Source organism: Kribbella sp. NPDC023972, assembly GCF_040639075.1.
GTDB lineage: Bacteria > Actinomycetota > Actinomycetes > Propionibacteriales > Kribbellaceae > Kribbella.
In genome coordinates this window covers 270,422-293,599 of sequence record NZ_JBEZZH010000008.1, presented here as the reverse complement: position 1 = coordinate 293,599, position 23,178 = coordinate 270,422, and the positions used below count along the sequence as shown (strand labels likewise).

Sequence of the window (23,178 nt, the reverse complement as noted above, 5' to 3'; positions counted from 1 at the left end):
CTTCGCCCCTGGCTCCAGGACGGTCGCGATCGAGCCGGTGTGGGTCAAGGGTCGAAGATCCCGCAGGGACGCCGAAGGCGTCCTTGACGCACACCGCCACGACCAGCACACTCACGCAGCCCGGAGCCGCGACACCACACCCGCCCTTCCCCGGCAGCCACCACACCCGCCCCACAACCGCCCACATCCGGCGGGCACCACACCCGCCCCACCCGAGCCGTAGACACCACAGCCGCCCAACCACCGGCGACACCACAGTCCCCCGACGACACCCGGCGTACCACCTGAAAGCCCTTTAACTACACCGCTCGCAGTACGTCGAGACCCTCCGCCCAGCCGACGACGGGCTGACGAAGTACTGGTGGGTGGTCGTGAAGCTCGGCCTCAACCTGCTGCTGAGCACGCTGGTGCTCGTGTCGCTGCGACCGGGTGTGGCCGAGATCGCCGACCGGGCCGAGGCGGGCGACCTCGCCGTACCCATCGGCGACATGATCTACCCGCCGATCGTCTCGCCGGCGCTGCTGATGTTCGCCGTGGTCCTGTCGGTGTTCAGACCGTGGGGACTGCTGCGCAAGAAGAGGAGCAACTAACGCGAAGGGCCCCGCCTGGTGAGGCAGGCGGGGCCATCTACGCGGTCAGAATTCGGAGCCGACCGGCAGATCCGGAGTGGACGGGTCCTCCGGGTCGGAGGGGCCCGCGGCCAGGCCGAGCTCGGCGGGGCTGGCCAGACCCGAGTGCTTCGGCACGACGCGGACCGTGTAGCCGAACGGGCCGGTCCGGTCCAGCTTCAGCTCACCCTCGTACCGGTGCCGGTTGCCGTCGTACGTCTCCGCCAGCGACAGCGACGCGCGGACCGGGTCCGTGATCTCGTCGTTGGAGTCGACCCGGCCGTGCAGCACCTCGACGTCGATGTCCGCCGGGGACAGGTCGCCGAGCGCGGCGAAGGCACGGATGCCGACGTTGGTCCCGAGCTGCGGTACGTCGCCCAGGCCCTGGAGCTCCACGTGGTCGACCCGGATCTGCGGCCAGGCCGCCCGGACCTTCTTCTTCCACGCGGCCAGGTCGCGCGCGCCGTCGTACGTCGCGTTGAGCTGGCGCGAGGACTGCGCGGACGGGACGTACAGCCGCTCGACGTAGTCGCGGACCATCCGGGTGGCCAGCACCTTCGGGCCGAGCTCCTTGATCGTGTGCCGCAGCATCTCGATCCAGCGACCCGGCACCTCACCGTCGTAGAACCGCGGCGCGACCTGCTTCTCGATCAGGTCGTATAGCGCGTGCGCCTCGAGGTCGTCGCGGCGGTCGGTGTCCTCGATCCCCTCCGCAGACGGGATCGCCCAGCCGAACTCGTCGTCGTACCACTCGTCCCACCAGCCGTCGCGGATGGACAGGTTGAGCGCGCCGTTCAGCGCCGCCTTCATGCCGGACGTGCCGCATGCCTCGTACGGGCGCAGCGGGTTGTTCAGCCAGACGTCGCAACCCGGGTACATCGGCTGGGCCAGCGCGATGTCGTAGTCGGGCACGAACACGATCCGGTGCCGCACCTCCGGGTCGTCGGCGAACCGGACCATCTCCTGGATCAGCTTCTTGCCGCCCTCGTCGGCCGGGTGCGCCTTGCCCGCGATGACGATCTGGATCGGCCGCTGGGGGTGCAGCAGCAGCGCCTTCAGCCGGGCCGGGTCGCGCAGCATCAGCGTCAGCCGCTTGTACGACGGAACACGCCGGGCGAAGCCGACGGTCAGCACGTCGGGGTCGAGGATCGAGTCGACCCAGCCGAGCTCGGCCTCGCTGGCGCCACGGTTCAGCCAGGACTGCCGGACCCGGGCCCGGGTGTCGTCGATGAACCGCTGCCGCAGGATCCGCTTGGTCTCCCAGATCTGCGCGTCGGTGGTGTCGTCCAGCCCGGCGAAGATCCCGTCGGTCTCGGCGGTGTCGGTGGTCGCGAAGGTCAGGCCGTTGAGCTCCCGGGCCACCCAGGTCGGCGCGTGCACACCGTTGGTGATCGAGGTGATCGGTACGTCGGTCGCGTCGAAGCTCGGCCACAGCCCGGAGAACATCCCCCGGCTGACCACGCCGTGCAGCTTGGACACACCATTGGCCCGCTGCGCCAGCCGCAGGCCCATGATCGCCATGTTGAAGACGCCGGGGTCGCCGCCCTCGAAGTCCTCGGCGCCGAGCTCCAGGATCCGGTCGACCGGGACACCCTCGCCGAACGCGTCCGGCGAGAAGTGCTGCTGGATCAGCTCGACCGGGAACCGGTCGATACCGGCCGGCACCGGGGTGTGGGTGGTGAACACGGTCCCGCCGCGGGCCACCTCGAGCGCGGTGTCGAAGTCGAGGCCCTGGTCGGCGGCCAGCTCGCGAATCCGCTCGATGCCGAGGAAGCCGGCGTGACCCTCGTTGGTGTGGAACACCTCCGGGGCCGGGTGGCCGGTGATCCGGCAGTACTCGCGGACCGCGCGGACACCGCCGACGCCGAGCAGGAGCTCCTGCAGCAGCCGGTGCTCCGTCGTACCGCCGTACAGCCGGTCGGTCACCTCGCGCTCGGCCGGCTCGTTCTCCTCCATGTCGGAGTCGAGCATCAGCAGCGGCACCCGGCCGACCTGGGCGACCCAGATCTGGGCGTGCAACTGCCGGTTGCCGGGCAGGGTCAGCGTGACGGTCGCCGGTGCGTCACCGTCGCGGAGCAGGCTGATCGGCAGCCCGTCCGGGTCCACCAGCGGGTATCGCTCCTGCTGCCAGCCCTCGCGGTTCAGCGACTGGGCGAAGTACCCGTGCCGGTAGAGCAGGCCGACACCGATCAGTGGCACGGCGAGGTCGCTGGCCGCCTTGAGGTGGTCACCGGCCAGGATGCCGAGACCGCCGGAGTACTGCGGCAGCACGTGGGTGATGCCGAACTCGGGGGAGAAGTAGGCCACCGAGCTGACCGGGGAGCCGGCTTCGGTCTGGAACCACCGGTCGTCGGTCACGTAGCCGTTCAGGTCGGCTACAGCCAGCTCCAGCCGGCGTAGGAAGGCTTGGTCGTTGGCCAGCTCGTCGAGCCGGGCCGCCGGGACCTCACCGAGAAGCTTGACCGGGTCACCGCCGGTGCTCCGCCACAGTTGCGGGTCGACCGCCTCGAAGACGTCCTGCGTCTCCGGGTGCCAGGCCCAGCGGAGGTTGTTCACCAGGGTGCCCAGCCCGGTCAGCTGCTCGGGCAGGACAGGGCGGACGGAGAATCGTCGTATCGCTCGCACCGGGACACCGTACAAGCCAAAAGCCAGCACGGCACGTTCGGGATGCATCGATCTTGCAACACGAGCAAGATTTTGCAGAGCCTTTTCAGTGGCTGGTCACCAACGTTCCATGGTGTGGACCGAACCGTGACCCCTGCATGTCACGTGGAGACCGTGGGAACCGCTAACGTCAGTGCTGTAGTTCCAGGTACGTCCCCACCCGACCGGATCCGCAATCGGAAAGCGAAGGTTCGTCTACGCCATGACTGGGCGCATCCCGATCACCGACGTCACCCCGACCGTCGACGCCGGAGCGTATCCGGCCAAGGCCTCCGTCGGCGAGACGTTCACCATCGCGGCCACGGTCTTCCGTGAGGGCCATGACGCGGTGAACGCGAACGTCGTGCTGACCTCGCCGAACGGCCAGACCAGACGGATGCTGATGACACCGGTCGGTCAGGGCACGGACCGGTGGACGGTCGACGTGACGCTGCAGGAGCAGGGCGCGTGGACATTCGCGGTCGAGGGCTGGAGCGACCCGTACGGGACCTGGCGGCACAACGCCGAGATCAAGATCCCGGCTGGCATCGACGTCGACCTGATGTTCGCCGAGGGCGCCGCGTTCTTCGACCGCGCGGCCGCCGGTGTGCCCCCCGCCGTACGGGCTGACCGGGCCACGCTGAGCGACGCCGCGCAGGCGCTCGCGAACGGCGCGCTGCCGCCGGAGGCGCGGCTGGCCGCGGGCATCTCGCCGCAGGTCCGGGCCGCGCTCGGGCGGTACCCGGTGCGCGAGCTGATCACCTCGTCCGAGACGTACCCGGTGTGGGTCGACCGGGAGCGGGCGCTGTACGGCAGCTGGTACGAGTTCTTCCCGCGGTCGGAGGGTGCGAAGTACGACGAGGCGACCGGGCAGTGGACGTCCGGGACCTTCCGTACGGCGGCCGAGCGGCTGGAGGCGGTCGCGGGGATGGGCTTCGACATCCTCTACGTGCCGCCGATCCACCCGATCGGCCACTCCTTCCGCAAGGGCCCGAACAACACCCTCGACCCGAAGCCCGGTGACCCCGGCTCGCCGTGGGCGATCGGCTCGGAGGACGGCGGGCACGACGCGATCCACCCCGAGCTGGGCACCTTCGAGGACTTCGACTACTTCGTCGGCCGGGCCCGCGAACTCGGTCTCGAGGTCGCCATCGACCTGGCCCTGCAGGCGTCGCCGGACCACCCGTGGGTGACCGAGCACCCGAAGTGGTTCAGCGTCCGGGCGGACGGCTCGATCGCGTACGCCGAGAACCCGCCGAAGAAGTACCAGGACATCTACCCGATCAACTTCGACAACGACCCCGAAGGCATCTACGCCGAGGTGCTGCGGATCGTCCGGCTGTGGATCTCGCACGGGGTGACCGTGTTCCGGGTCGACAACCCGCACACCAAGCCGGTCAACTTCTGGGAGTACCTGCTCGGCGAGATCCGCAAGACCGACCCGGACGTGGTGTTCCTGTCCGAGGCGTTCACCCGGCGGCCGATGATGCACGAGCTGGCCAAGGTCGGGTTCCACCAGTCCTACACGTACTTCACCTGGCGCAACGAGAAGTGGGAGCTGGAGGAGTACCTGCAGGAGCTGACCAAGGAGACCGCGCACTTCCTGCGGCCGAACTTCTTCGTCAACACGCCGGACATCCTGACCGCCTACCTGCAGTACGGCGGGCCGGGCGCGTTCAAGATCCGGGCCGCGATCGCGTCGACCTCGTCACCGACCTGGGGTGTGTACGCCGGGTTCGAGCTGTTCGAGCACGTCGCGCTGCGGCCGGGGTCGGAGGAGTACCTCGACACCGAGAAGTTCCAGTTCCGGCCGCGGGACTGGGATGCCGCTGCCGCCGAGGGCCGGACGCTGGCGCCGTACCTGACCCTGCTGAACAACATCCGCCGCCGGCACCCGGCCCTGCAGCAGTTGCGCAACCTGTCGCTGCACACGGTCGAGGACGACGCGATCATGTGCTACTCGAAGCGGACCACCGCGCCGGACGGGCACAGTGACACCGTCATCGTGGTGGTGAACACCGACCCGCACTCGGTCCGCGAGTCGATGGTCCACCTCGACATGGCCGCGCTCGGCATGCGCCCCGAGGACACCTTCACCGTGTACGACGAGATCAGCGGAGCCACCTGGCGCTGGGGCCAGCAGAACTACGTCAGGCTCGACCCCAACGGCGAACCCGCCCACATCCTCGCCGTCCGCCGCGGCCAAGCCTGAGATGATCGGCCCCACCAACAGAGTGGGGGCGAAGATGTCAGTTCTCGAGCGGGTGCCGGCGCAGGCACGGCGGCGGACGGGATGGATCCTGCCGATCGCCGTCGGTTCACTGATCGGCATGTTCGTGCCCGAGTCAGCGCGGGTGATCGGCCAAACGGAGCGGCTCTGGTCGGGCGGGCTGGCACTGGCAGGGCTCGCGGCGGGACTGCTGTGGCAGTGGTACAGCCCCCGAGACCTCGCCGAACGGCTCTTTTTTCCATCCGCCGCCCTGATGGCGTTCGCGGTGATCTTCATGCTGCCTGGCGGTGAGTGGTCCAGCGCCTCACCGGGCTTCGCCTTCTGGTTTCCGCTCGGTGTGGTCGCCGGTCTGGTCCTGATGAGCAGACAGCAACGCCGGCCGACGCGGGAGACCGAGGTCAAAGAGGAACAGTCTCCGGGTACTTGATTCCCGTGCCCGTGTTCAGGGCGACGACTTGTTCACCGGCGTGGATCCAGCCTGACTTGCGGAGGTGGCGGACGGCGGCGAAGGTGGCGGCGCCTTCGGGGCAGATGAAGGCGCCTTCGAGTTCGGCGAGGCGGTGTTGTTCGGCCAGGATGGCTTCGTCGTCGACGGCGACGGCGCAGCCGCCGGTGTCGGCGATCGCTTGCAGGACGAGGAAATCGCCGAGCGCCTTGGGCACTGTGATGCCGAAGGCAACTGTCCGGGCCTCCGGCCAGGGTTCGCTCTCGGGCAGGCCGTTCTCCCATGCCTGGACGATCGGTGCGCAGCCGGTCGACTGTACGGCGACGAGCCGCGGCAGCGGGCCGTCGATCCAGCCGAGCTCCCGGAGCTCGACCAGTGCCTTCCAGATCCCGATGATGCCGACCCCGCCGCCGGTCGGGTAGAGGATCACGTCGGGCAGCCGCCAGCCGAGTTGCTCGGCGATCTCCAGGCCCATCGTCTTCTTGCCCTCGATCCGGTACGGCTCCTTCAGCGTCGAGACGTCGAAGTACCCGTCCTGCTCCCGGATGAAGGCCGCCGCGTCACCGATCAGGCCATCGACCAGGTGCAGCTGCGCCCCCACCACCTTCACCTCGCGCCGGCAGATCTCGGGTGCCGCCATCGGCATCGCGATCAACGCCGTCATCCCCGCGCGAGCGGCGTACGCGGCCCAGGACGAGCCGGCGTTCCCGTTGGTCGGCATGGCGATCTTCCGTACGCCGACCTCGTACGCGCGGGACACGCCGACCGCCGCACCTCGCGCCTTGAACGTGCCGGTGGGAATCAGCCCTTCGTCCTTCATCAGCAGCCGTTCGACCCCGACCTCCCGGCCGTATCGCGGCAACGGCAGCAGCGGTGTCATCCCCTCCCCCAGCGTCACCACATTCGCCGGATCACGCACCGGCAACAGCTCGTGGTACCGCCACAGGTCCGGCGGCCGCGCGGCCAGTTCGTCCTTGGTCAGCCTCACCGCGGGTACGTCGTACCGCGCCAGCAAAGGTGATCCGCACGGGCACAACCCGATCACCTGATCGGCGTCGTGCGTCCGGCCGCACTTGGGACACTCGAGATGGCTCAGCGCTGAGAACGTCACAGCTCCCGAAACTACCCCGCGCGCAGCTTGGTGACGGTCGGGCGCTGGTGATCGGTGAGGCGGAATCCGGTGCCGCGGACGGCGTCGATGGTGACGGTGGTGCCGAGCTCGTCGAGTTTGCGGCGGAGTCGTTTGACCACCGAGTGGATGTCGGCGGTGCCACGCAGGTGCCGGTTGCGCCAGACGGTCTGATGCAGAGCGTCGTACGTCCAGACCCGCAGCGGCGCCGTCATCAGCCGGGTGAGCAAGTCGTGCTCGAGCTCGGTGAGCTGCACCTCGTGACCGCGCCACCGGGCGACCGACCGGAGTCGATCAATGGTCAGTACGTCGGCATCGGGCTCACCCACCGACGTCTTCGCGAAGCTGGAGTCGACCTCCGGGGGGTCCGGCGGCTCGGGCCGTTCCGGGGCCGGCGGTGGTTGCTGGGCCGGGACGAGCAGTTTGCGGAGCTCGTCGAGACTGGAAACGAGGAGGAGCGGCGCGACGTCGTCGACGAGCTCGGCGAGCCGGACCCGTTCCTCCGGGGAGGCCGCGACCGCGATGAGCAGCGGGTACGGCTTGCGGCCGGTGGGATCGTTCGGGTTCAGATCGACGTCCGCAGGGGCGGGTACACGGGCGGTGACCATCTGATCACGATGTCAACCTCTGCCTTGGATCGTCAACGAACTGCCAACCTTTGACCACTTTGCTTGGATCTGTGCACGCCTAGTCACATCTTGCTCACGAAGTGTGCTTGTTACCACGTTGTTCTGACACATAAGGTCCACGTTAGGCTCGCGGTGTCACAGGCCGCGACCTGGGGGGCACGCAGCGTTCGCCGTACCGGTCCATCCGCCTGATGACCGGCACCGCCAACCCGCCTGCACCTCTGCACCAGATGACTCGGGGGAGTCAACTCGGGGTCGTTACCAGTGAGGGGCTGCAGAGATGTCACATCTACGACGAAGGGGACTCGCCAGATCTCTGGTGGGCGCCCTGGCGACGGTGGCAGTCGTCGCTACCGGGATGGCCGCCGCCGGCCAGGCCCAGGCCGCACCACCCACCAAACCCGGCGCCACACCGCCGGCGGGCAAGATCAAGCCGGAACTGCTCGAGAAACTCGACGGCAAGGACGCCAAGTCGGCGACCGACTACTGGGTCCGGTTCGGCGCCACGGCCGACCTGACCGCCGCGAGCAGGATCACCGACTGGAACGAGCGCGGCACCGCCGTCGCCGCGGCGCTGAAGAAGACCGCCGCGGAGAGCCAGGCGAAGGTCCGCGCCGAACTGGACGCGCAGAACGTGAAGTACAAGGCCTTCTGGGGCACGAACGCGATCCGCATCAGCAGCGGCACGCTCGAGCTGGCCCAGAACCTGGCCGCCCACAGCGAGGTCGAGGGTCTGTACAACCCGACCGTGGTCGAGGTGCCGAAGGTCACCCCGGTCGAGCGGGCCAACGAGATCAACGCGCTCGAGTGGGGTATCGCCAACATCAACGCCGACGACGTCTGGTCGCAGTACGGCGACAAGGGCGCGGGCATCGTCATCGCCAACATCGACACCGGGGTGCAGTACGACCACCCGGCGCTGGTGAAGCAGTACCGCGGCAACAACGGTGACGGCACCTTCAACCACAACTACAACTGGTTCGACGCGGCCGGCACCTCGCCGAACGCACCTTCCGACGGCAACGGTCACGGCACCCACACGATGGGCACCATGGCCGGCGACGACGGCGCCGGCAACCAGATCGGTGTCGCGCCGGCGGTCAAGTGGATCGCCGCGAACGGCTGCTGCCCGAGCGACGCGGCGCTGATCGAGTCGGGTCAGTGGATGCTCGAGCCGACCGACCTGAACGGCCAGAACCCGGACGCGAGCAAGCGACCGAACATCATCAACAACTCCTGGGGTTCGACCCTGCCGTCGAACGACCCGTTCATGGAGGACATCACCAACGCCTGGAAGGGCTCCGGCATCTTCGGCGCCTGGGCGAACGGCAACAGCGGCACCCGCGGCTGCCAGAGCAGCGGGTCGCCCGGCTCCCTGACCAGCAACTACTCGGTCGGCGCCTACGACATCAGCAACAACATCGCGTCGTTCTCCGGCCGCGGTGTCGGCCAGAACGGCACGATCAAGCCGAACATCTCGGCCCCGGGCGTCAACGTCCGGTCCAGCCTGCCCGGCAGCAGCTACGGCAGCTTCAACGGCACGTCGATGGCCACCCCGCACCTCGCGGGCGCGGTCGCGCTGCTGTGGGCGGCCTCCCCGGCGCTGAAGGGTGACGTCGACGCGACCCGTGCGCTGCTGAACGGTACGGCGATCGACAAGGCCGACAGCCAGTGCGGTGGCACGACGGAGAACAACAACGTCTACGGCCAGGGCCGTCTGGACGCGCTGGCTCTGCTGAACGCCGCTCCGATCGGCGACACCGGCACCCTGGCCGGTACGGTCACCGCGGCGACCGGCGGTACCCCGCTGGCCGGCGCGAGCGTCACGGTGAAGGCGGCCGGCCAGCCCGACCGCGTTCTCACCACCACCAGCACCGGCGCCTTCTCGTCGGTCCTGCCGGCCGGCACCTACGACCTGACCGTGGCGTCGTTCGGGTACAAGACCCAGACCGACACCGCGACCATCACCACCGGCGCGACCACGACGAAGAACTACGCGCTCGCGAGCGCTCCGCAGGTGAACGTCGGCGGCACCATCTCGGACGGCTCGGGCCACGGCTGGCCGCTGTACGCGAAGGTGAGCGTCGAGGGTCCGGGCGGCGTGTTCGACTACACGACCCCGAGCAACGGCCGCTTCAGCCTCCAGGTGCCGTCGAGCGCGTCGTACACACTGAAGATCGAGTCGCAGTACCCGGGCTACCAGACGGTCAGCCAGCCGATCGCGGTCGGCACCGGCAATCTGACCAAGAACGTCGAGGTCCCGGTCCGCGCCGACGCCTGCAGCACGGCTGCCGGTTACCGGTACGGCTCCGACGGCGTCTACCAGACGTTCGACTCCGGCGTCGCGCCGGACGGCTGGACCGTCGTCGACAACAAGGGCAACGGCCAGGTCTGGAAGTTCGACGACCCGGGCAACCGGGGCAACCTGTCCGGCGGCAGCGGCAAGTTCGCCATCATCGACAGCGACGAGTACGGCGGTGGCGGTTCGCAGGACACCTCGCTGGTGAGCCCGGTGGTGGATTTGACCGCGGTCACCGCTCCGGTGATCCGGTTCAACCAGGACCTCAACTGGCTCGGCGGCGAGAAGGCCGACGTCGACCTGTCGATCGACGGCGGGACGACCTGGAGCAACGTTTTGACCCAGGCCGCGGACGTCCGCGGGGTCAAGGAGATCGCGATCCCGCAGGCGGCCGGCAAGTCCGCCGTGCAGGTCCGTTTCCACTACTACAACGCCTCGTACGAGTGGTGGTGGCAGGTCGACAACGTGCTGGTCGGCAGCCAGATCACCTGTGAGCCGACCGGCGGCGGCCTCGTCGTCGGCCACGTCAAGGACGCCAACACGAACGGCTTCGTGAACGGTGCGGTCGTCACCCGTGACGGCAACGCCGCGGAGACCGGCACCACCGTGGCGACGCCGGAGGACACCGGCCTGAGCGACGGCTTCTACTGGCTGTACTCGTCGCAGTCCGGGGCGCAGGGCTTCACCGCGAAGGCCGGCAACTACGTCAGCTCGAGCCAGAGCGTGAACGTGGAGGCCGACTGGACCACTCCGGCCGACTACTCACTGGCCGCCGGCAAGCTGGCCATCACCCCGGGCAGCATCACCGGCAACCTGAAGCTGCCCACCGGCAAGGTGACCAAGTCGTTCACCGTGACCAACACTGGTGGTGCACCGGTCGAGGTGAAGTTCGGTGAGCGCGACGGCGGCTTCGTGCTGCAGAACGCGAACGGCACCACCACCAGCAAGAACGAGGTGCTGAACAGCACCGGTGCCCCGCTGCAGCGGCTCGAGGTCCCGACCTCGTTCGAGAGCAAACTGTCGGGCAAGATGGCCGGTACGCCGGCCTCCGCGAAGCCGCTCGCGGCGCCGTGGGCCGACATCGCCGACTACCCGGCCACCGTGATGGACAACCGGGTGGTCAACGTCGACGGCAAGATCTACTCGATTGCCGGTGGCAACGGTAGTGCGTCGACCGCGAACAGCTACAAGTACGACCCGGCCACACTGTCCTGGACCGCCATCGCCCCGCTGCCGGGTGCTCGCAACGCCATCACCGTCGGCGTCGTGGGCGGCAAGATCATCGCCAGCTCCGGCTGGGGTCCCTCCGGTCCGGACGCGGCGACCTGGTCGTACGACCCGGCCACCAACGCCTGGACCTCGGTCGCCGCCAACCCGGCTCCGCGCGCCGCGGCCGGTCAGGCCGTCGTCGACGGGAAGCTGTACGCCGTCGGTGGCTGCACCACCGCCAGCTGCCTCCCGATGAGCAACACCGTCGTCCGCTACGACGCGACGGCGAACAGCTGGGAGACGCTGCCGAACTACCCGAAGTCGGTCGCGTTCGCGTCCTGCGGCGCCATCGACGGCAAGCTGTACTGCGCCGGCGGTAACGACGGCACCAACTCGCTGAAGTCGGCGTACGTCTTCGACCCGGGCACCAACGCCTGGGCCGCGGTCGCCGAGGCTCCGGCGGACCACTGGGCGGCGTCGTACGCCGTCGCCGGTGGCAAGCTGCTGGTCGTCGGCGGAGTCCAGGCCGGTGCGGTCACCAACGCCGGCATGGCCTACGACCCGGCCGCCGACTCCTGGTCGGCGCTGCCGAACGCCAACCTGCCGCGGTACCGCGGTGGTGCGGCCTGCGGCTTCTACAAGGTCGGCGGTTCCTCCGGTGGCTTCACCGCGACGGTGGACAGCGAGGCCCTGCCGGGTCTCGAGGACTGCGCCGAGTCGTCCGCGGATGTGAGCTGGCTGTCCATCGACAAGACCGAGGCCACCCTGGCCCCGGGCGCGTCGACGACGGTCAAGGTCACGCTCACCGCGAGCGTCGACCAGCCCGGCACCTACAGCGGGTCGGTCACGATCGGCGAGAACACGCCGTACCAGGTCGCTCCGGTGGCCGTGACGATGAACGTCACCCCGCCGACCACCTGGAGCAAGCTGCAGGGCACCGTCACGGGCGTCAGCTCGACCGGTGTCACTGCTCCGCTCCCGGGCGCGATCGTCCAGGTCGACTCGTGGGCCCAGTCCTACACCTTCATCACCGATGACGACGGCAAGTACGCCTACTGGCTGGACCGTCGCAACAACCCCCTCACCCTGATCGCCGCCAAGGACGGCTACAAACCCCAGACCCGCCAGACGCGATTGGTCGCCGGCGAACCGGTCACCGAAGACTTCGCCCTGAAGTCCATCCGGTAGCACCCCAGTAGTTCAGACCGGCCCTCGCCCACCTGGGCGGGGGCCGGTCCCTTTCCGACCCGAGGTCAGGTCGTCGGGAGGAGGTGGAAGCCGACGCCGCGGACGGCGTGGATGGTGACGGTGGCGCCGAGGTGGGCGAGTTTTTGGCGGAGGCGTTTGACCACCGAGTGGATGTGCGAGCCGTGGCCGAGGTGTTCGTTGCCCCAGACGGCGTGGTGCAGGCGCTGGTAGGTCCAGACGCGGCCGGGTTCCTTGACCAGGCAGTGCAGGAAGTCGTGCTCCAGCCGGGTCAGCGGCACCTCACGGTCCTTCCACCGCACCACTCGCCGGTCCACGTCCAGGAACAGTTCCGTGTCCGGCGCCGGCACGGCGGCCGGCCGCGGTACTGCCTCGATCTGGGCAACCGCAGCGGGTGCATCCGCGGCCTGCTCGCCACCCGGCAGCACAGTCGGCGCCAGTACGACGGGACCCGCGGGCGTCGTCGCGGTGAGTTCGAGGAACGCGCGCGCCTGGTCCGCGCTGGACACCAGCAGCAGTGCCTCGGCTTCGCCCAGCAGCCGGACGAGTTGCACCCGCTCAGCCGTGGACGTGGCCACTCCGATGATCAACGACGAGTCCGACGACCGCTCCATCCGCGTCCCCTCCTGGTCAACCGCCAGGCACAAGTAGCTTTTACGACGCGAAGTAAGTCAAGGGATTCCCCGCACGCGGAGCTGGCACATATGCGACCTGTCCGAGACAGGACACAGGCCCAGGTTAAGAAAAGAAGAAACCCGAATAAAAATGAGCCCGTGATCATCAGCGCGCTCCCCGGGACCGGTGTGCGGACTGAGCGCACGGCGGAGTAATGTCCTCGCGCACGGTCACTCTTGACCGCATCCGACGGAGGAACAGTGCCCGGACTCGTTCGGCGGCCGGTCGTCGTCTGGCTGCTCGCGGCCCTCGCCGTACCCGTGCTGCTGACCGCTGTGCTCATTCCGGCCAAGGCAGGCACCACCGAGGACGACCTCCGGGACCGATCACTCGCGGCACTGCAGGCCCGCGGGATCAACCGCGCCGAGGTCGACGTGGACGGTCGGGATGCGACAGTCGCCGTACCGGACGGTGTCGATCCCGGCCTGGTCGAGGACGTGGTCGGCGGCGTCGAAGGCGTCCGGGCGGTCCGGGTCGAGAACGGCCCCCCGACTCCCCCGCCGACCGAAGCGCCCGCCGAAGAACCCGCGGTGGCACCGTTCGAGGTCGGCCGGACCAGCAACTCGATCCGGGTGCAGGCCGCGGTCAAGGACAAGACCGTGAAGGACGCGATCGCGGCCCAGGTCGACAAGGTGCTCGGCGAGGACCGTGAGTTCGACGACCGGATCACGATCGACCCTGCGACCGGCCTGGCCGACGCGACCACGGTGTCGGCGCTGATCCACGCCCTCGCGATCGGGACCGGGGACGCCTCGGTCCGGTACGACGGCACGACGATCACGCTGACCGGGAAGGTGCCGGACCAGGCGACCAAGGCCACCGTCGCACGAGCGGCGGCCAAGGCGGTCCCGGGTGCGGTGATCGCGGACCAGTTGCGGACCCCGGCGCCGCCCCGGTCTGAGCGCAGCGAGGCGTGCCGGACGTTCCAGAGCCGGCTGTCGGAGTTCAGCCGGCAGCACTCGATCATCTTCCTGTCCGGTACGTCGATCGTGAACGACGAGACCAAGCCGTCGGTCGTCAAGGCCGCGGCCCTGCTGAAATCGTGTCCGTCCACTCGCGTCGAGGTCGCGGGTCACACCGACGACCTCGGCTCCGCGGCCAGCAGTCTGCCGCTGTCCGAGCGGCGGGCGGCCGCGGTGAAAGCGACGCTGGTGCGGCTCGGGGTCGCCGAGGGCCGCCTTCTCGCGCACGGGTACGGCGAGGCCTTCCCGGTCGCTTCCAACAGCACCCCGGACGGGCGGATCGCCAACCGCCGGGTCGAGCTCCGAGTACTGCAAGGGAACCCATGAGTTGGCTGATCGCACAGACCTGGATCCTGCTGCTGGCCGCGTTCGTCCTCGGCAGCGCGGCCGCTTGGCTGCTGCACCGCCTGGTCGTGAGGGGGGCGCGCTGATGGGCTGGCTGCTGCGCCACAACTGGCTGTGGTCCTTGCTCGCCTTCCTGCTCGGTGCGGCCATCACCTGGTTCCTGCTGGTACGACGTGAACAGCAGCTCGCACCGGCTGTCGTCGACGAACCGGTGGAGGCGGAGGAGAAGGAAGAGGTCCTCGTCGGAGCATCCGTCGGAGCGGTCCACGCACCGGCTGCCGACGTACCCGCGGCGCCTGAACCGGAGCCGGTGGAAGCGGCACCGGCCTTCAGCCGGCGCATGGATGCCGAGCGCATTGCGGAACCGACACTCTTCGATGACGACACCGATGCGACCGAGCCGCAGACGCCGGCCGACTTACCGCCCGGACGCTACGGGGAGGGCTCCGCCGACGCGGTACCGCACCAGGGTCCGCCGGACGGGTTCACCATCAAGGGCAACGCCCATTCGATGCTGTTCCACACACCCGACTCGCCGTACTACGGCCGGACCAAACCCGAGGTCTGGTTCCGCTCCGAGGCCGACGCCGAACGCGCCGGGTTCACCAAGTACACCCGCCGCCCGCGCAAGTCGACGGACCCCCGCGACTGACTCCTTCGTCAAGGAGAATGTGACCGTGAGACACCAAGTCACCGTTCCCTACACCGTCGAGCAGGACGAGGACGGCATGTGGGCCGCCCAGGCTGCCCTGACCCCGGACGCGTTCGCCAACGGCCAGGGCGAGACCCGCGAGGCGGCGATCGAGGACCTCCGCGAAGCCCTCGTCGTGCTCGCCGAGGCTGTCGGCGTCCCGGACCAGCTGACCGTGACCGTCGAGGTCGGCTGATGCCGTCGGGCTGGAAACCGAAGCCGTTCCGTCAGGTCGCGAAGGACCTCAACGACATGGGCTTCGACGAGGTGCCGGGCCGGGGCAAGGGCAGCCACCGGATCTTCAAGGGCAACGGCAAGACGATCGCCGTCCCGGACCACGGGAGCAAGGACATCGCCGCCGGGACCATGCGCAACATCGCCAGCCAGGCGGGCGTCAGCCCGGATGACCTGTTCGGCACCGGCAAGGCGGGCAAGAAGCTCGAGTTGACCCCGGAGCAGGTCAACGAGGGCGTCGCCGACGCGCGGGGTGCGACGGGAGCCCCGGGCACACGCGGGCGATCCGGTGGACGGCGCGGAGTCGTGTCACCCTTCAAGCATCGGGAAGAGCGCGGACCGCGCCGCTGAGGCGGGTCCGGGGGCACTGCCCGGACCCCCCGGAACCAGTTCCAGATAGGGCGATGAGGCCCCTATTTGCCTGTACTGGCAAACGACCGTCAGACTGAGCGCAACGCCTGGCCGGACCCGCCCTCCCCCGGCGTCACCACATCACCGGACGAGATACCGGAAACGTGTGCGGTCCCCTTTTAGCAACCCCGCGACGGGGTATGGGAACCAGAGCATGCCCGGGGAAGTCCACCCGCACTGCCGCCACGATCCGTGGCGGCAGGCCGCAGTACCGCTAGGTTTGGAGACACCCGATGGAGGTGAGCGTGACCGACATGCTGCCGGAGCAGCACCACGGACTGACGAAGAGTGACCCGCTGTGGTTCAAGCGGGCCGTCTTCTACGAGGTCCTCGTGCGGTCCTTCAAGGACTCGAACGCCGACGGCATCGGCGACCTGCAGGGCCTGACCGAGAAACTCGACTATCTCGAGTGGCTCGGGGTGGACTGTCTGTGGTTACCGCCGTTCTATCCGTCGCCGTTGCGCGACGGCGGCTACGACATCTCCGACTACACCGGCGTGATGCCCGAGGTCGGCACGATCGCCGATTTCGCCGCGTTCATGGAGGCCGCGCACACGCGCGGGATCCGGATCATCGTCGACTTCGTGATGAACCACACCTCCGACCAGCACCCCTGGTTCCAGGCGTCCCGCAGCGACCCGGACGGCCCGTACGGCGACTTCTACGTGTGGTCCGACACCGACGACAAGTACTCCGACGCGCGCATCATCTTCGTCGACACCGAAGCGTCGAACTGGACCTGGGACCCGGTCCGCGGTCAGTACTTCTGGCACCGGTTCTACTCCAACCAGCCGGACCTGAACTTCGAGAACCCGGCCGTCGGCGACGCGATGATCGAGGCGCTGAAGTTCTGGCTCGACCTCGGCGTGGACGGGTTCCGGCTGGACGCGGTGCCGTACCTGTTCGAGTCCGAGGGCACCAACTGCGAGAACCTGCCGCGGACCCACGAGTTCCTCAAGCGGGTCCGCAAGGAGGTGGACGCGAACTACAGCGACCGCGTCCTGCTCTGTGAGGCGAACCAGTGGCCGGCCGACGTGGTGGAGTACTTCGGCGACCGCTCCTCCGGGGGTGACGAGTGCCAGATGGCGTTCCACTTCCCGGTGATGCCGCGCATCTTCATGGGGGTACGGCGCGAGTCGCGGTTCCCGATCTCGGAGATCCTGGCCCAGACGCCGGAGATCCCCGACACCTGCCAGTGGGGCATCTTCCTGCGCAACCACGACGAGCTGACGCTCGAGATGGTCACCGACGAGGACCGCGACTACATGTGGTCGGAGTACGCCCAGGACCCGCGGATGAAGGCCAACATCGGCATCCGCCGGCGGCTGGCCCCGCTGCTGGACAACGACACCAACAAGATGGAGTTGTTCACCGCGCTGCTGCTCAGCCTGCCGGGTTCGCCGATCCTGTACTACGGCGACGAGATCGGGATGGGCGACAACATCTGGCTCGGCGACCGCGACGGTGTCCGGACCCCGATGCAGTGGTCGCCGGACCGCAACGCGTCGTTCTCCACCGCCACCCCGGGCAAGCTCAGCCTGCCGGTCATCATGGACCCGGTCTACGGTTACCAGGCGGTCAACGTCGAGGCCGAGATGGAGAACGCCTCGTCGCTGCTGCACTGGACCCGGCGGATGATCCAGACCCGCAAGCAGCACCCATGTTTCGGCATGGGTACTTTCACAGACCTGGGGGGCTCCAACCCCAGCGTGCTGTCGTACGTCCGCGAGTTCGGTGACGACGTGGTGCTGTGCGTGAACAACCTGTCCCGGTTCCCGCAGCCGATCGAGCTGGACCTGCGCCAGTGGCAGGGCGTGGAGCCGATCGAGCTGCTCGGCGGGGTGCACTTTCCCACCATCGGGGAGTTGCCCTACCTTTTGACGCTCGGCGCACACGGTTTCTACTGGTTCCGGCTGCCGGTGAACAAGCCGGCTGACCATGAGGAGAGCGTTTAAGTGACTTCCCATCTGGACCAGGTCCAGTCCTTCTGCGCGGGCCAGAGGTGGTTCGGTGAGAAGGGACACGACGTCCATGTCGACGCGATGGCCACCTCGGTGTGGCTGTCCGCCGAGGACGCCTGGCCCGCGGTCCGGATCGGGTTCGTCTACTGTTCCGGTCCGCCCGGGTCGGAGTTCCCGATCCGGGTGTACCAACTGCCGCTCAGCTACCGCCGCGAACCGGTCGAACACCTCGGCCATGCGCTGGTCGGCGAGTGGGAGGAGCAGGACCTGGCCGACACCCAGGTCTGGGTGTACGACGCCTTGCACGACAAGGAAGCGACGCCGTACTGGCTGGACGGGTTGACGCACGGCCGGCAGCTGGAGGGGCTGGAGTTCCATCCCGTCCACGCTCCGGAGCACGCGACCGTCGTGCCGGAGGACGCGCAGTCGCTCGTGCTGACCGTCGAGCAGAGCAACACGTCGCTGGTGTTCGGCGACGTGGCACTGCTGAAGGTGTTCCGCCGGCTCGAGCCCGGCAGCAATCCCGGGGTCGAGATCGAGTCGGCGCTCACCGAGGCGGGGTCCGAACTGGTGCCCGAGGTGCTCGGGCACGCGCGGGGCACCTGGCCGCGCGCCGGCGGCGGGACCGACACCGGTGAGCTGGCGATGATGACGGCGTTCCAGAAGAACGCCACCGACGGGTGGTCGTTCGCGACGTCGTCGGTGCGGGACCTGTACGCCGAGGCGGACCTGCACGCCGAGGAGGTCGGCGGCGACTTCGCGGCCGAGTCGCACCGGCTCGGCGCGAGCACCGCGCAGGTCCACTCCGAGCTGGCCAAGGCGCTCGGCACCGACATCTGGGAGCCGGCCAAGCTGGTCGCGCACGCCGCTGCGATGCGTCGCCGGCTGGACGCGGCCGCGTCGGTGATCCCGGAGCTGGCACCGCACAAGGACGGTCTGGCCCGGTGGTTCGACGCGCTGGCGGCGTACGACCAGCCGGTGACGGTGCAGCGGATCCACGGTGACTTCCACCTCGGTCAGGTGCTGCGGACGATCGACGGCTGGAAGCTGATCGACTTCGAGGGCGAGCCGGCCAAGTCGCTGATCGAGCGGCGCGCGCTGGACACCCCGGTGAAGGACATCGCCGGGATGCTGCGGTCGTTCGACTACGCGGCCCGGTCGCTGCTGGCCGACCACCGGGGCGACCAGCAGATCGCGTACCGGGCGGCCGAGTGGGCGAGCCGGAACCAGCAGGCCTTCTGCGACGGGTACGCCGAGGTGGCGGGCACGGATCCGCGGCACCAAGGGGTGCTGCTGAGCGCGTTCCTGGCCGACAAGGTGATCTACGAAACGCTCTACGAGGCCCGCAACCGCCCGTCCTGGCTGCCGATCCCCTTGGCCGCGGCCGCCGCGTTGTCCGAACAGTGACACCCCGGATCTGCGCCAGGTAGTCCGTCGCGCGGTGCTCGCGGCCTGACTTTGTGTACGTCCGGCATCGACGGGTACGGGGGTTCGGTAGATGGCCGAATGATCGGGCAGGATGGAGTCCATGGGATCGAGCGAACACGGCACCGAAGCTTTCGAGACGCCAGTGGTAGCGACCGAAGAACCTGTGGTGACAGCGGTCCCAGTTGATCGGACCGTGCTGGAGCGGCTGGTCGGCGGGACGTTTCACGATCCGCACCAGGTGCTCGGGCCGCATCTCGGCGAGAGCGGTGTCACCGTCCGGGTGCTGCGTCCGTTCGCCCAGTCCGTCACCGTGCTGTACGACGACCAGCGGCTCGACCTGCGGCACGAGTTCGAGGGCGTGTGGGTCGGCGTACTCGACATCGACAAGGTGCCCGACTACCGCCTCGAGGTGTGCTACACCGACGGTCCCGCGATCGAGCTCGACGACCCCTATCGCTATCTCCCGTCGCTCGGCGAGGTCGACCTGCACCTGATCGGCGAGGGTCGCCACGAGCAACTGTGGACCGTGCTCGGCGCGCACGTCCGCCGGTACGACGGCCCGGCCGGAACCGTCACGGGTACGTCGTTCGCCGTCTGGGCGCCCAACGCGCAGGGCATCCGCCTCACCGCGGACTTCAACTTCTGGGACGGCCGGGCGCATCCGATGCGCTCACTCGGCGGGTCCGGGGTGTGGGAGCTGTTCGTGCCCGGCGTCGGCCCGGGCACGCGGTACAAGTTCGACATCTGTGGTCGCGACGGGGTCTGGCGGCAGAAGGCCGACCCGATGGCGAACCTGGCCGAGACTCCCCCGGCGAACGCTTCCGTCGTGCACGAGTCGTCGTACGAGTGGAACGACGCCGCCTGGATCGAGCGGCGCGCGGCGTCACAGGCCTACGCCGAGCCGATGAGTGTCTACGAGGTGCATCTCGGCTCCTGGCGCAAGGACAAGTCGTACCGCGAGCTGGCCGACGAGCTCGTTGCCTATGTCAACGAGATGGGCTTCACCCACGTCGAGTTCATGCCGGTGATGGAGCACCCGTTCGGTGGCTCGTGGGGCTACCAGGTGACGTCGTACTTCGCGCCGACCTCGCGCTTCGGCGACCCGGACGACTTCCGCTTCCTGGTCGACAAGCTGCACCAGGCCGGGATCGGCGTCATCGTCGACTGGGTGCCGGCGCACTTCCCGAAGGACGCCTGGGCGCTGGCCCGGTTCGACGGTACGCCGCTGTACGAGCACCCGGATCCGCGCCGCGGCGAGCAGCCCGACTGGGGCACGCTGGTGTTCGACTTCGGCCGGCCGCAGGTGCGCAACTTCCTGGTCGCGAACGCGCTCTACTGGGCCGAGGAGTTCCACATCGACGGCCTCCGGGTGGACGCGGTCGCCTCGATGCTCTACCTCGACTACTCCCGCTCCGAGGGCCAGTGGGTGCCGAACCAGTACGGCGGCCGGGAGAACCTCGAGGCGGTGTCGTTCCTGCAGGAGATGAACGCGACCCTCTACAAGCGGGTGCCCGGTGTCATCACCGTCGCCGAGGAGTCCACCTCGTGGCCGGGCGTCACCCGGGCCACGCACCTGGGCGGGCTCGGTTTCGGGTTCAAGTGGAACATGGGCTGGATGAACGACTCGCTGCGCTACCTGGCGCACGAGCCGGTGCACCGGCAGTACCACCACCACGAGCTGACGTTCTCGATGATGTACGCCTACTCGGAGAACTTCGTCCTCCCGCTGTCCCACGACGAAGTTGTCCACGGCAAGGGTTCGCTGCTGCGGAAGATGCCGGGTGACCGGTGGCAGCAGCTGGCGAACCTGCGCGCGTACCTGGCGATGATGTGGGCGCACCCGGGCAAGCAGCTGCTGTTCATGGGCTGCGAGTTCGGCCAGGAGTCGGAGTGGTCCGAGAAGGGCGAGCTCGACTGGTGGCTGCTGGACCACGCCGATCACCGCGGCCTGCAGCAACTGGTGCGCGATCTGAACGGCGTCTACCGCGGCAACACGGCGTTGTGGCGGACCGACCACGCGCCGGACAGGTTCACCTGGATCGACGCCAACGACGCCGGCAACAACGTCTTCTCCTTCGTCCGGTACGGCGACGACGGCGAGCCGGCGATCGCCTGCATCTCCAACTTCTCCGCCATCCCGCACCACGGCTACCGCCTCGGCCTCCCGTACGGCGGTCAGTGGCAGGAGGCGGTCAACACCGACGCGGCCGCGTACGGCGGCTCGGGGGTCGGCAACTTCGGCAGTGTCGAGGCCGACGGCCCGAGCTGGCACGGGATGGAGACCAGCACCGAGCTCAGCGTCCCACCCCTGGCCACGCTGTACCTGCGCCACACCGGGTAGCGTTCGCAGGGTGACCGCCGTATCTTCGCTGACCGATGGTGAGTTGACGCTGCGACAGTCGCGGGCCGATCGTCAGGTGATCGCCTTCGAGGTCGAACACAGCGAGGGCGAGCATGGCGGCCCGGTGGGCACCGTCGAGGTACGACGGACCACGCAGGGCGCCGCGGTGGTGACGTGGGCGATGGACGGCGGCCCCGAGATCGCGCAACGGGCCCTGCGGCTGCTGACCGAGTATGCCTTCGACGAGCTCGGACTGGAGCGGCTGCAGGTCGAGGTCGATCCGGAGCTCCACGCCTCGGCGCGGGTCGCGATCCGGTCCGGTTTCCGGCGCGAAGGCGTGCTCCGTGGTGCGGCTCTGGTGGCGGACGAACGCCGGGACGTGGCCGTGTACGGGATGCGCAAGGACGACCCGCGCCCGGACACCTTGACGGGCTGGACGGCCCTGATGGACTCCACGCTGCCGAAGAAGCGCGTCATCGCGCATGTGGTGGTGCGGGACACGACCGGGCGGGTGCTGCTGTGCCAGGTCAGCTACAAGAAGGATCTGGAGCTGCCGGGCGGTGTGGTCGAGCCGGACGAGGATCCCGCGACCGCGGCGTCGCGTGAGATGCGCGAGGAGATCGGTGTCGCTCTGCCGCTGATCGGCGTCCTCGCGATCGACTGGCTGCCGCGCTGGGAGGGCTGGGGAGACGCGGTCGAGATCCTGTACGACGGCGGGGTCCACGATCCCTCGCTCTTGGACACCCTGCATCCCGACGGCTTCGAGATCCGCAGCGTGGCGTGGCACGCGCCTGACGAGCTGGCCGGGCTGGTCTCGCCGCTGAACGCCCGCCGGCTCCCGCTGATCCTCGCGGAGCCGCCGCGCTTGCACAATCTGCGCGACGGGGAGCCGATCATCTAGGCAGTCGGTTCAGGCTGCCGACGCACCAGAGGTAGTGGCCGTCGCCCGCGTCGGCGTCGTAGATGGTCGCGGTGGTGATGGCGTACGCAGCGCGGTACAGGTACATCCGCTGCCGGTCGTGGCCGAGCCGCTCGAACCGGTCGAGCAGCAGATTGTCGAGCCTCTGCGCGTCCGGGCCGTACATGTCGAAGAACCCGGCAGCCAGCGCGGCGTCGAAGGTGTTGTCACCAGCCGTCGAGTAGAACCCCCAGTCGAGCAGGGCGGCAGTCCGCGAGCCGTCCATCAGCAGGTTGGGCGGACAGACGTCTCCGTGTACGACGCTCAGCCGGTCCGGCTCGATCGTCGCCAGTCGGGCGATCAGGTTGTCGAGCAGGTCGTCGAAGTCGGCGACGTCGCGTTTCAGATGGTGGTGGGATTCGGCGGCGCGGCGTCGTACCAGGGCTGCCAGCGCCTGACCCCAGGACAGATCGTCGCGCCAGAACGGCTGGTTGAGCACGGGGAGCGCCTTGCTGGCCGGACCGGGCACGGTCGTGCCCAGCGCCTCGACCACGGCGACGAACGCATCGAGCGCCTGCTCCTCGGTGACCTCGGCGTCCGGCAGGGCGGTGCCGGTCAGCAGGTCCTCGACACTGACCGCCAGCCCGTCGGCATCCGCGCTGATCTCGCGGATCCGCGGCGTACGAAACGGCAGCGGCGGCAGCTCGTCCAGGAAAGCCTTCAACGGGCGTACGTCGTCCGGCCGCCGACCGAACCAGGTCTTGCGCACCCGGCCGTCACCGAGATCGTAGACGGCACCTTCCATTCCCTGGCCGATCAGCTCCACCCGCGACA

At 68.8% G+C, this 23,178-nt stretch carries 16 protein-coding genes and 1 pseudogene; 12 read left to right on the top strand and 5 right to left on the bottom strand.

What is annotated here, in order from left to right; all coding sequences use genetic code 11:
• Window positions 1-371: 371 nt before the first annotated feature.
• Window positions 372-590: a hypothetical protein gene (locus AB0F43_RS29535; RefSeq protein WP_360483936.1), complete on the top strand. Its 219-nt coding sequence runs from the start codon at window positions 372-374 to the stop codon at window positions 588-590.
• Between the two features lie 45 nt (window positions 591-635).
• Here AB0F43_RS29535 and glgP read toward each other — a convergent pair whose 3' ends face one another.
• Window positions 636-3,233 (bottom strand): alpha-glucan family phosphorylase, encoded by a 2,598-nt coding sequence (glgP, locus tag AB0F43_RS29530; protein WP_360483933.1) that lies wholly within the window; start codon window positions 3,231-3,233, stop codon window positions 636-638.
• A gap of 241 nt (window positions 3,234-3,474) precedes the next feature.
• Here glgP and AB0F43_RS29525 point away from each other — a divergent pair, with 241 nt between their 5' ends.
• Together AB0F43_RS29525 and AB0F43_RS29520 are read left to right on the top strand one after the other, a co-directional pair.
• Window positions 3,475-5,463 carry an alpha-1,4-glucan--maltose-1-phosphate maltosyltransferase gene (locus AB0F43_RS29525; RefSeq protein WP_360483930.1) on the top strand — a complete coding sequence of 663 codons (1,989 nt, stop codon included), beginning with the start codon at window positions 3,475-3,477 and terminating at the stop codon, window positions 5,461-5,463.
• 34 nt (window positions 5,464-5,497) lie between these two features.
• Window positions 5,498-5,908: a hypothetical protein gene (locus tag AB0F43_RS29520; RefSeq protein WP_360483927.1), complete on the top strand. Its 411-nt coding sequence runs from the start codon at window positions 5,498-5,500 to the stop codon at window positions 5,906-5,908.
• Here the strand turns inward: AB0F43_RS29520 and AB0F43_RS29515 are convergent.
• A complete protein-coding gene (locus tag AB0F43_RS29515; protein WP_360483925.1) occupies window positions 5,880-7,037 on the bottom strand; it encodes a threonine synthase in 1,158 nt (385 codons plus the stop codon). The genes AB0F43_RS29520 and AB0F43_RS29515 overlap by 29 nt on opposite strands.
• Before the next feature lie 11 nt (window positions 7,038-7,048).
• Window positions 7,049-7,663, bottom strand: coding sequence for a winged helix-turn-helix domain-containing protein (locus tag AB0F43_RS29510; protein ID WP_360483923.1), 615 nt, complete (start codon window positions 7,661-7,663; stop codon window positions 7,049-7,051).
• 358 nt (window positions 7,664-8,021) lie between these two features.
• Between AB0F43_RS29510 and AB0F43_RS29505 the strand changes: the two genes are divergently transcribed.
• Window positions 8,022-12,380, top strand: a complete 4,359-nt coding sequence (locus tag AB0F43_RS29505) for a S8 family serine peptidase (protein WP_360483920.1) — start codon at window positions 8,022-8,024, stop codon at window positions 12,378-12,380.
• A gap of 65 nt (window positions 12,381-12,445) precedes the next feature.
• Here AB0F43_RS29505 and AB0F43_RS29500 read toward each other — a convergent pair whose 3' ends face one another.
• The gene (locus tag AB0F43_RS29500; RefSeq protein ID WP_360483917.1) at window positions 12,446-13,012 is read right to left on the bottom strand and encodes a winged helix-turn-helix domain-containing protein; all 567 of its coding nucleotides are present in this window, start codon (window positions 13,010-13,012) and stop codon (window positions 12,446-12,448) included.
• A 261-nt stretch (window positions 13,013-13,273) separates the two neighbouring features.
• Between AB0F43_RS29500 and AB0F43_RS29495 the strand changes: the two genes are divergently transcribed.
• The 8 genes and pseudogenes from AB0F43_RS29495 to AB0F43_RS29460 all read left to right on the top strand — a co-directional run bounded on the left by AB0F43_RS29495 (window position 13,274) and on the right by AB0F43_RS29460 (window position 22,347).
• Complete coding sequence (locus AB0F43_RS29495; RefSeq protein ID WP_360483914.1) at window positions 13,274-14,362, top strand: OmpA family protein; 1,089 nt, start codon at window positions 13,274-13,276, stop codon at window positions 14,360-14,362.
• 490 nt (window positions 14,363-14,852) lie between these two features.
• Window positions 14,853-15,032 (top strand): annotated as a pseudogene (gene rplD, locus AB0F43_RS29490) (50S ribosomal protein L4); the annotation flags it as partial.
• A gap of 25 nt (window positions 15,033-15,057) precedes the next feature.
• The gene (locus AB0F43_RS29485; protein ID WP_360483911.1) at window positions 15,058-15,267 is read left to right on the top strand and encodes a hypothetical protein; all 210 of its coding nucleotides are present in this window, start codon (window positions 15,058-15,060) and stop codon (window positions 15,265-15,267) included.
• Complete coding sequence (locus tag AB0F43_RS29480; protein ID WP_360483908.1) at window positions 15,267-15,656, top strand: type II toxin-antitoxin system HicA family toxin; 390 nt, start codon at window positions 15,267-15,269, stop codon at window positions 15,654-15,656. Before AB0F43_RS29485 ends, AB0F43_RS29480 begins: the two co-directional genes overlap by 1 nt.
• A 314-nt stretch (window positions 15,657-15,970) precedes the next feature.
• Complete coding sequence (gene treS, locus AB0F43_RS29475; protein WP_360483949.1) at window positions 15,971-17,671, top strand: maltose alpha-D-glucosyltransferase; 1,701 nt, start codon at window positions 15,971-15,973, stop codon at window positions 17,669-17,671.
• Window positions 17,672-19,084, top strand: a complete 1,413-nt coding sequence (locus tag AB0F43_RS29470; protein ID WP_360483906.1) for an aminoglycoside phosphotransferase — start codon at window positions 17,672-17,674, stop codon at window positions 19,082-19,084.
• Between the two features lie 121 nt (window positions 19,085-19,205).
• A complete protein-coding gene (glgB, locus tag AB0F43_RS29465; protein WP_360483903.1) occupies window positions 19,206-21,446 on the top strand; it encodes a 1,4-alpha-glucan branching protein GlgB in 2,241 nt (746 codons plus the stop codon).
• 10 nt (window positions 21,447-21,456) lie between these two features.
• Window positions 21,457-22,347: a GNAT family N-acetyltransferase gene (locus AB0F43_RS29460; protein ID WP_360483900.1), complete on the top strand. Its 891-nt coding sequence runs from the start codon at window positions 21,457-21,459 to the stop codon at window positions 22,345-22,347.
• On the opposite strand, the gene AB0F43_RS29455 is transcribed toward AB0F43_RS29460, so the two are convergent.
• Entirely contained in the window at window positions 22,340-23,170 is an 831-nt protein-coding gene (locus AB0F43_RS29455; RefSeq protein ID WP_360483897.1) for a phosphotransferase, read from the bottom strand. The genes AB0F43_RS29460 and AB0F43_RS29455 overlap by 8 nt on opposite strands.
• Window positions 23,171-23,178 lie beyond the last annotated feature (8 nt).

Bases quoted from the DNA above. Each gene is read 5' to 3' on its own strand.
- glgB (WP_360483903.1), top strand. From the start codon at position 19,206: ATGGGATCGAGCGAACACGGCACCGAAGCTTTCGAGACGCCAGTGGTA.
- AB0F43_RS29520 (WP_360483927.1), top strand. From the start codon at position 5,498: ATGTCAGTTCTCGAGCGGGTGCCGGCGCAGGCACGGCGGCGGACGGGA.
- AB0F43_RS29525 (WP_360483930.1), top strand. From the start codon at position 3,475: ATGACTGGGCGCATCCCGATCACCGACGTCACCCCGACCGTCGACGCC.
- treS (WP_360483949.1), top strand. From the start codon at position 15,971: ATGCTGCCGGAGCAGCACCACGGACTGACGAAGAGTGACCCGCTGTGG.
- AB0F43_RS29510 (WP_360483923.1), bottom strand. From the start codon at position 7,663: ATGGTCACCGCCCGTGTACCCGCCCCTGCGGACGTCGATCTGAACCCG.
- AB0F43_RS29480 (WP_360483908.1), top strand. From the start codon at position 15,267: ATGCCGTCGGGCTGGAAACCGAAGCCGTTCCGTCAGGTCGCGAAGGAC.
- AB0F43_RS29500 (WP_360483917.1), bottom strand. From the start codon at position 13,012: ATGGAGCGGTCGTCGGACTCGTCGTTGATCATCGGAGTGGCCACGTCC.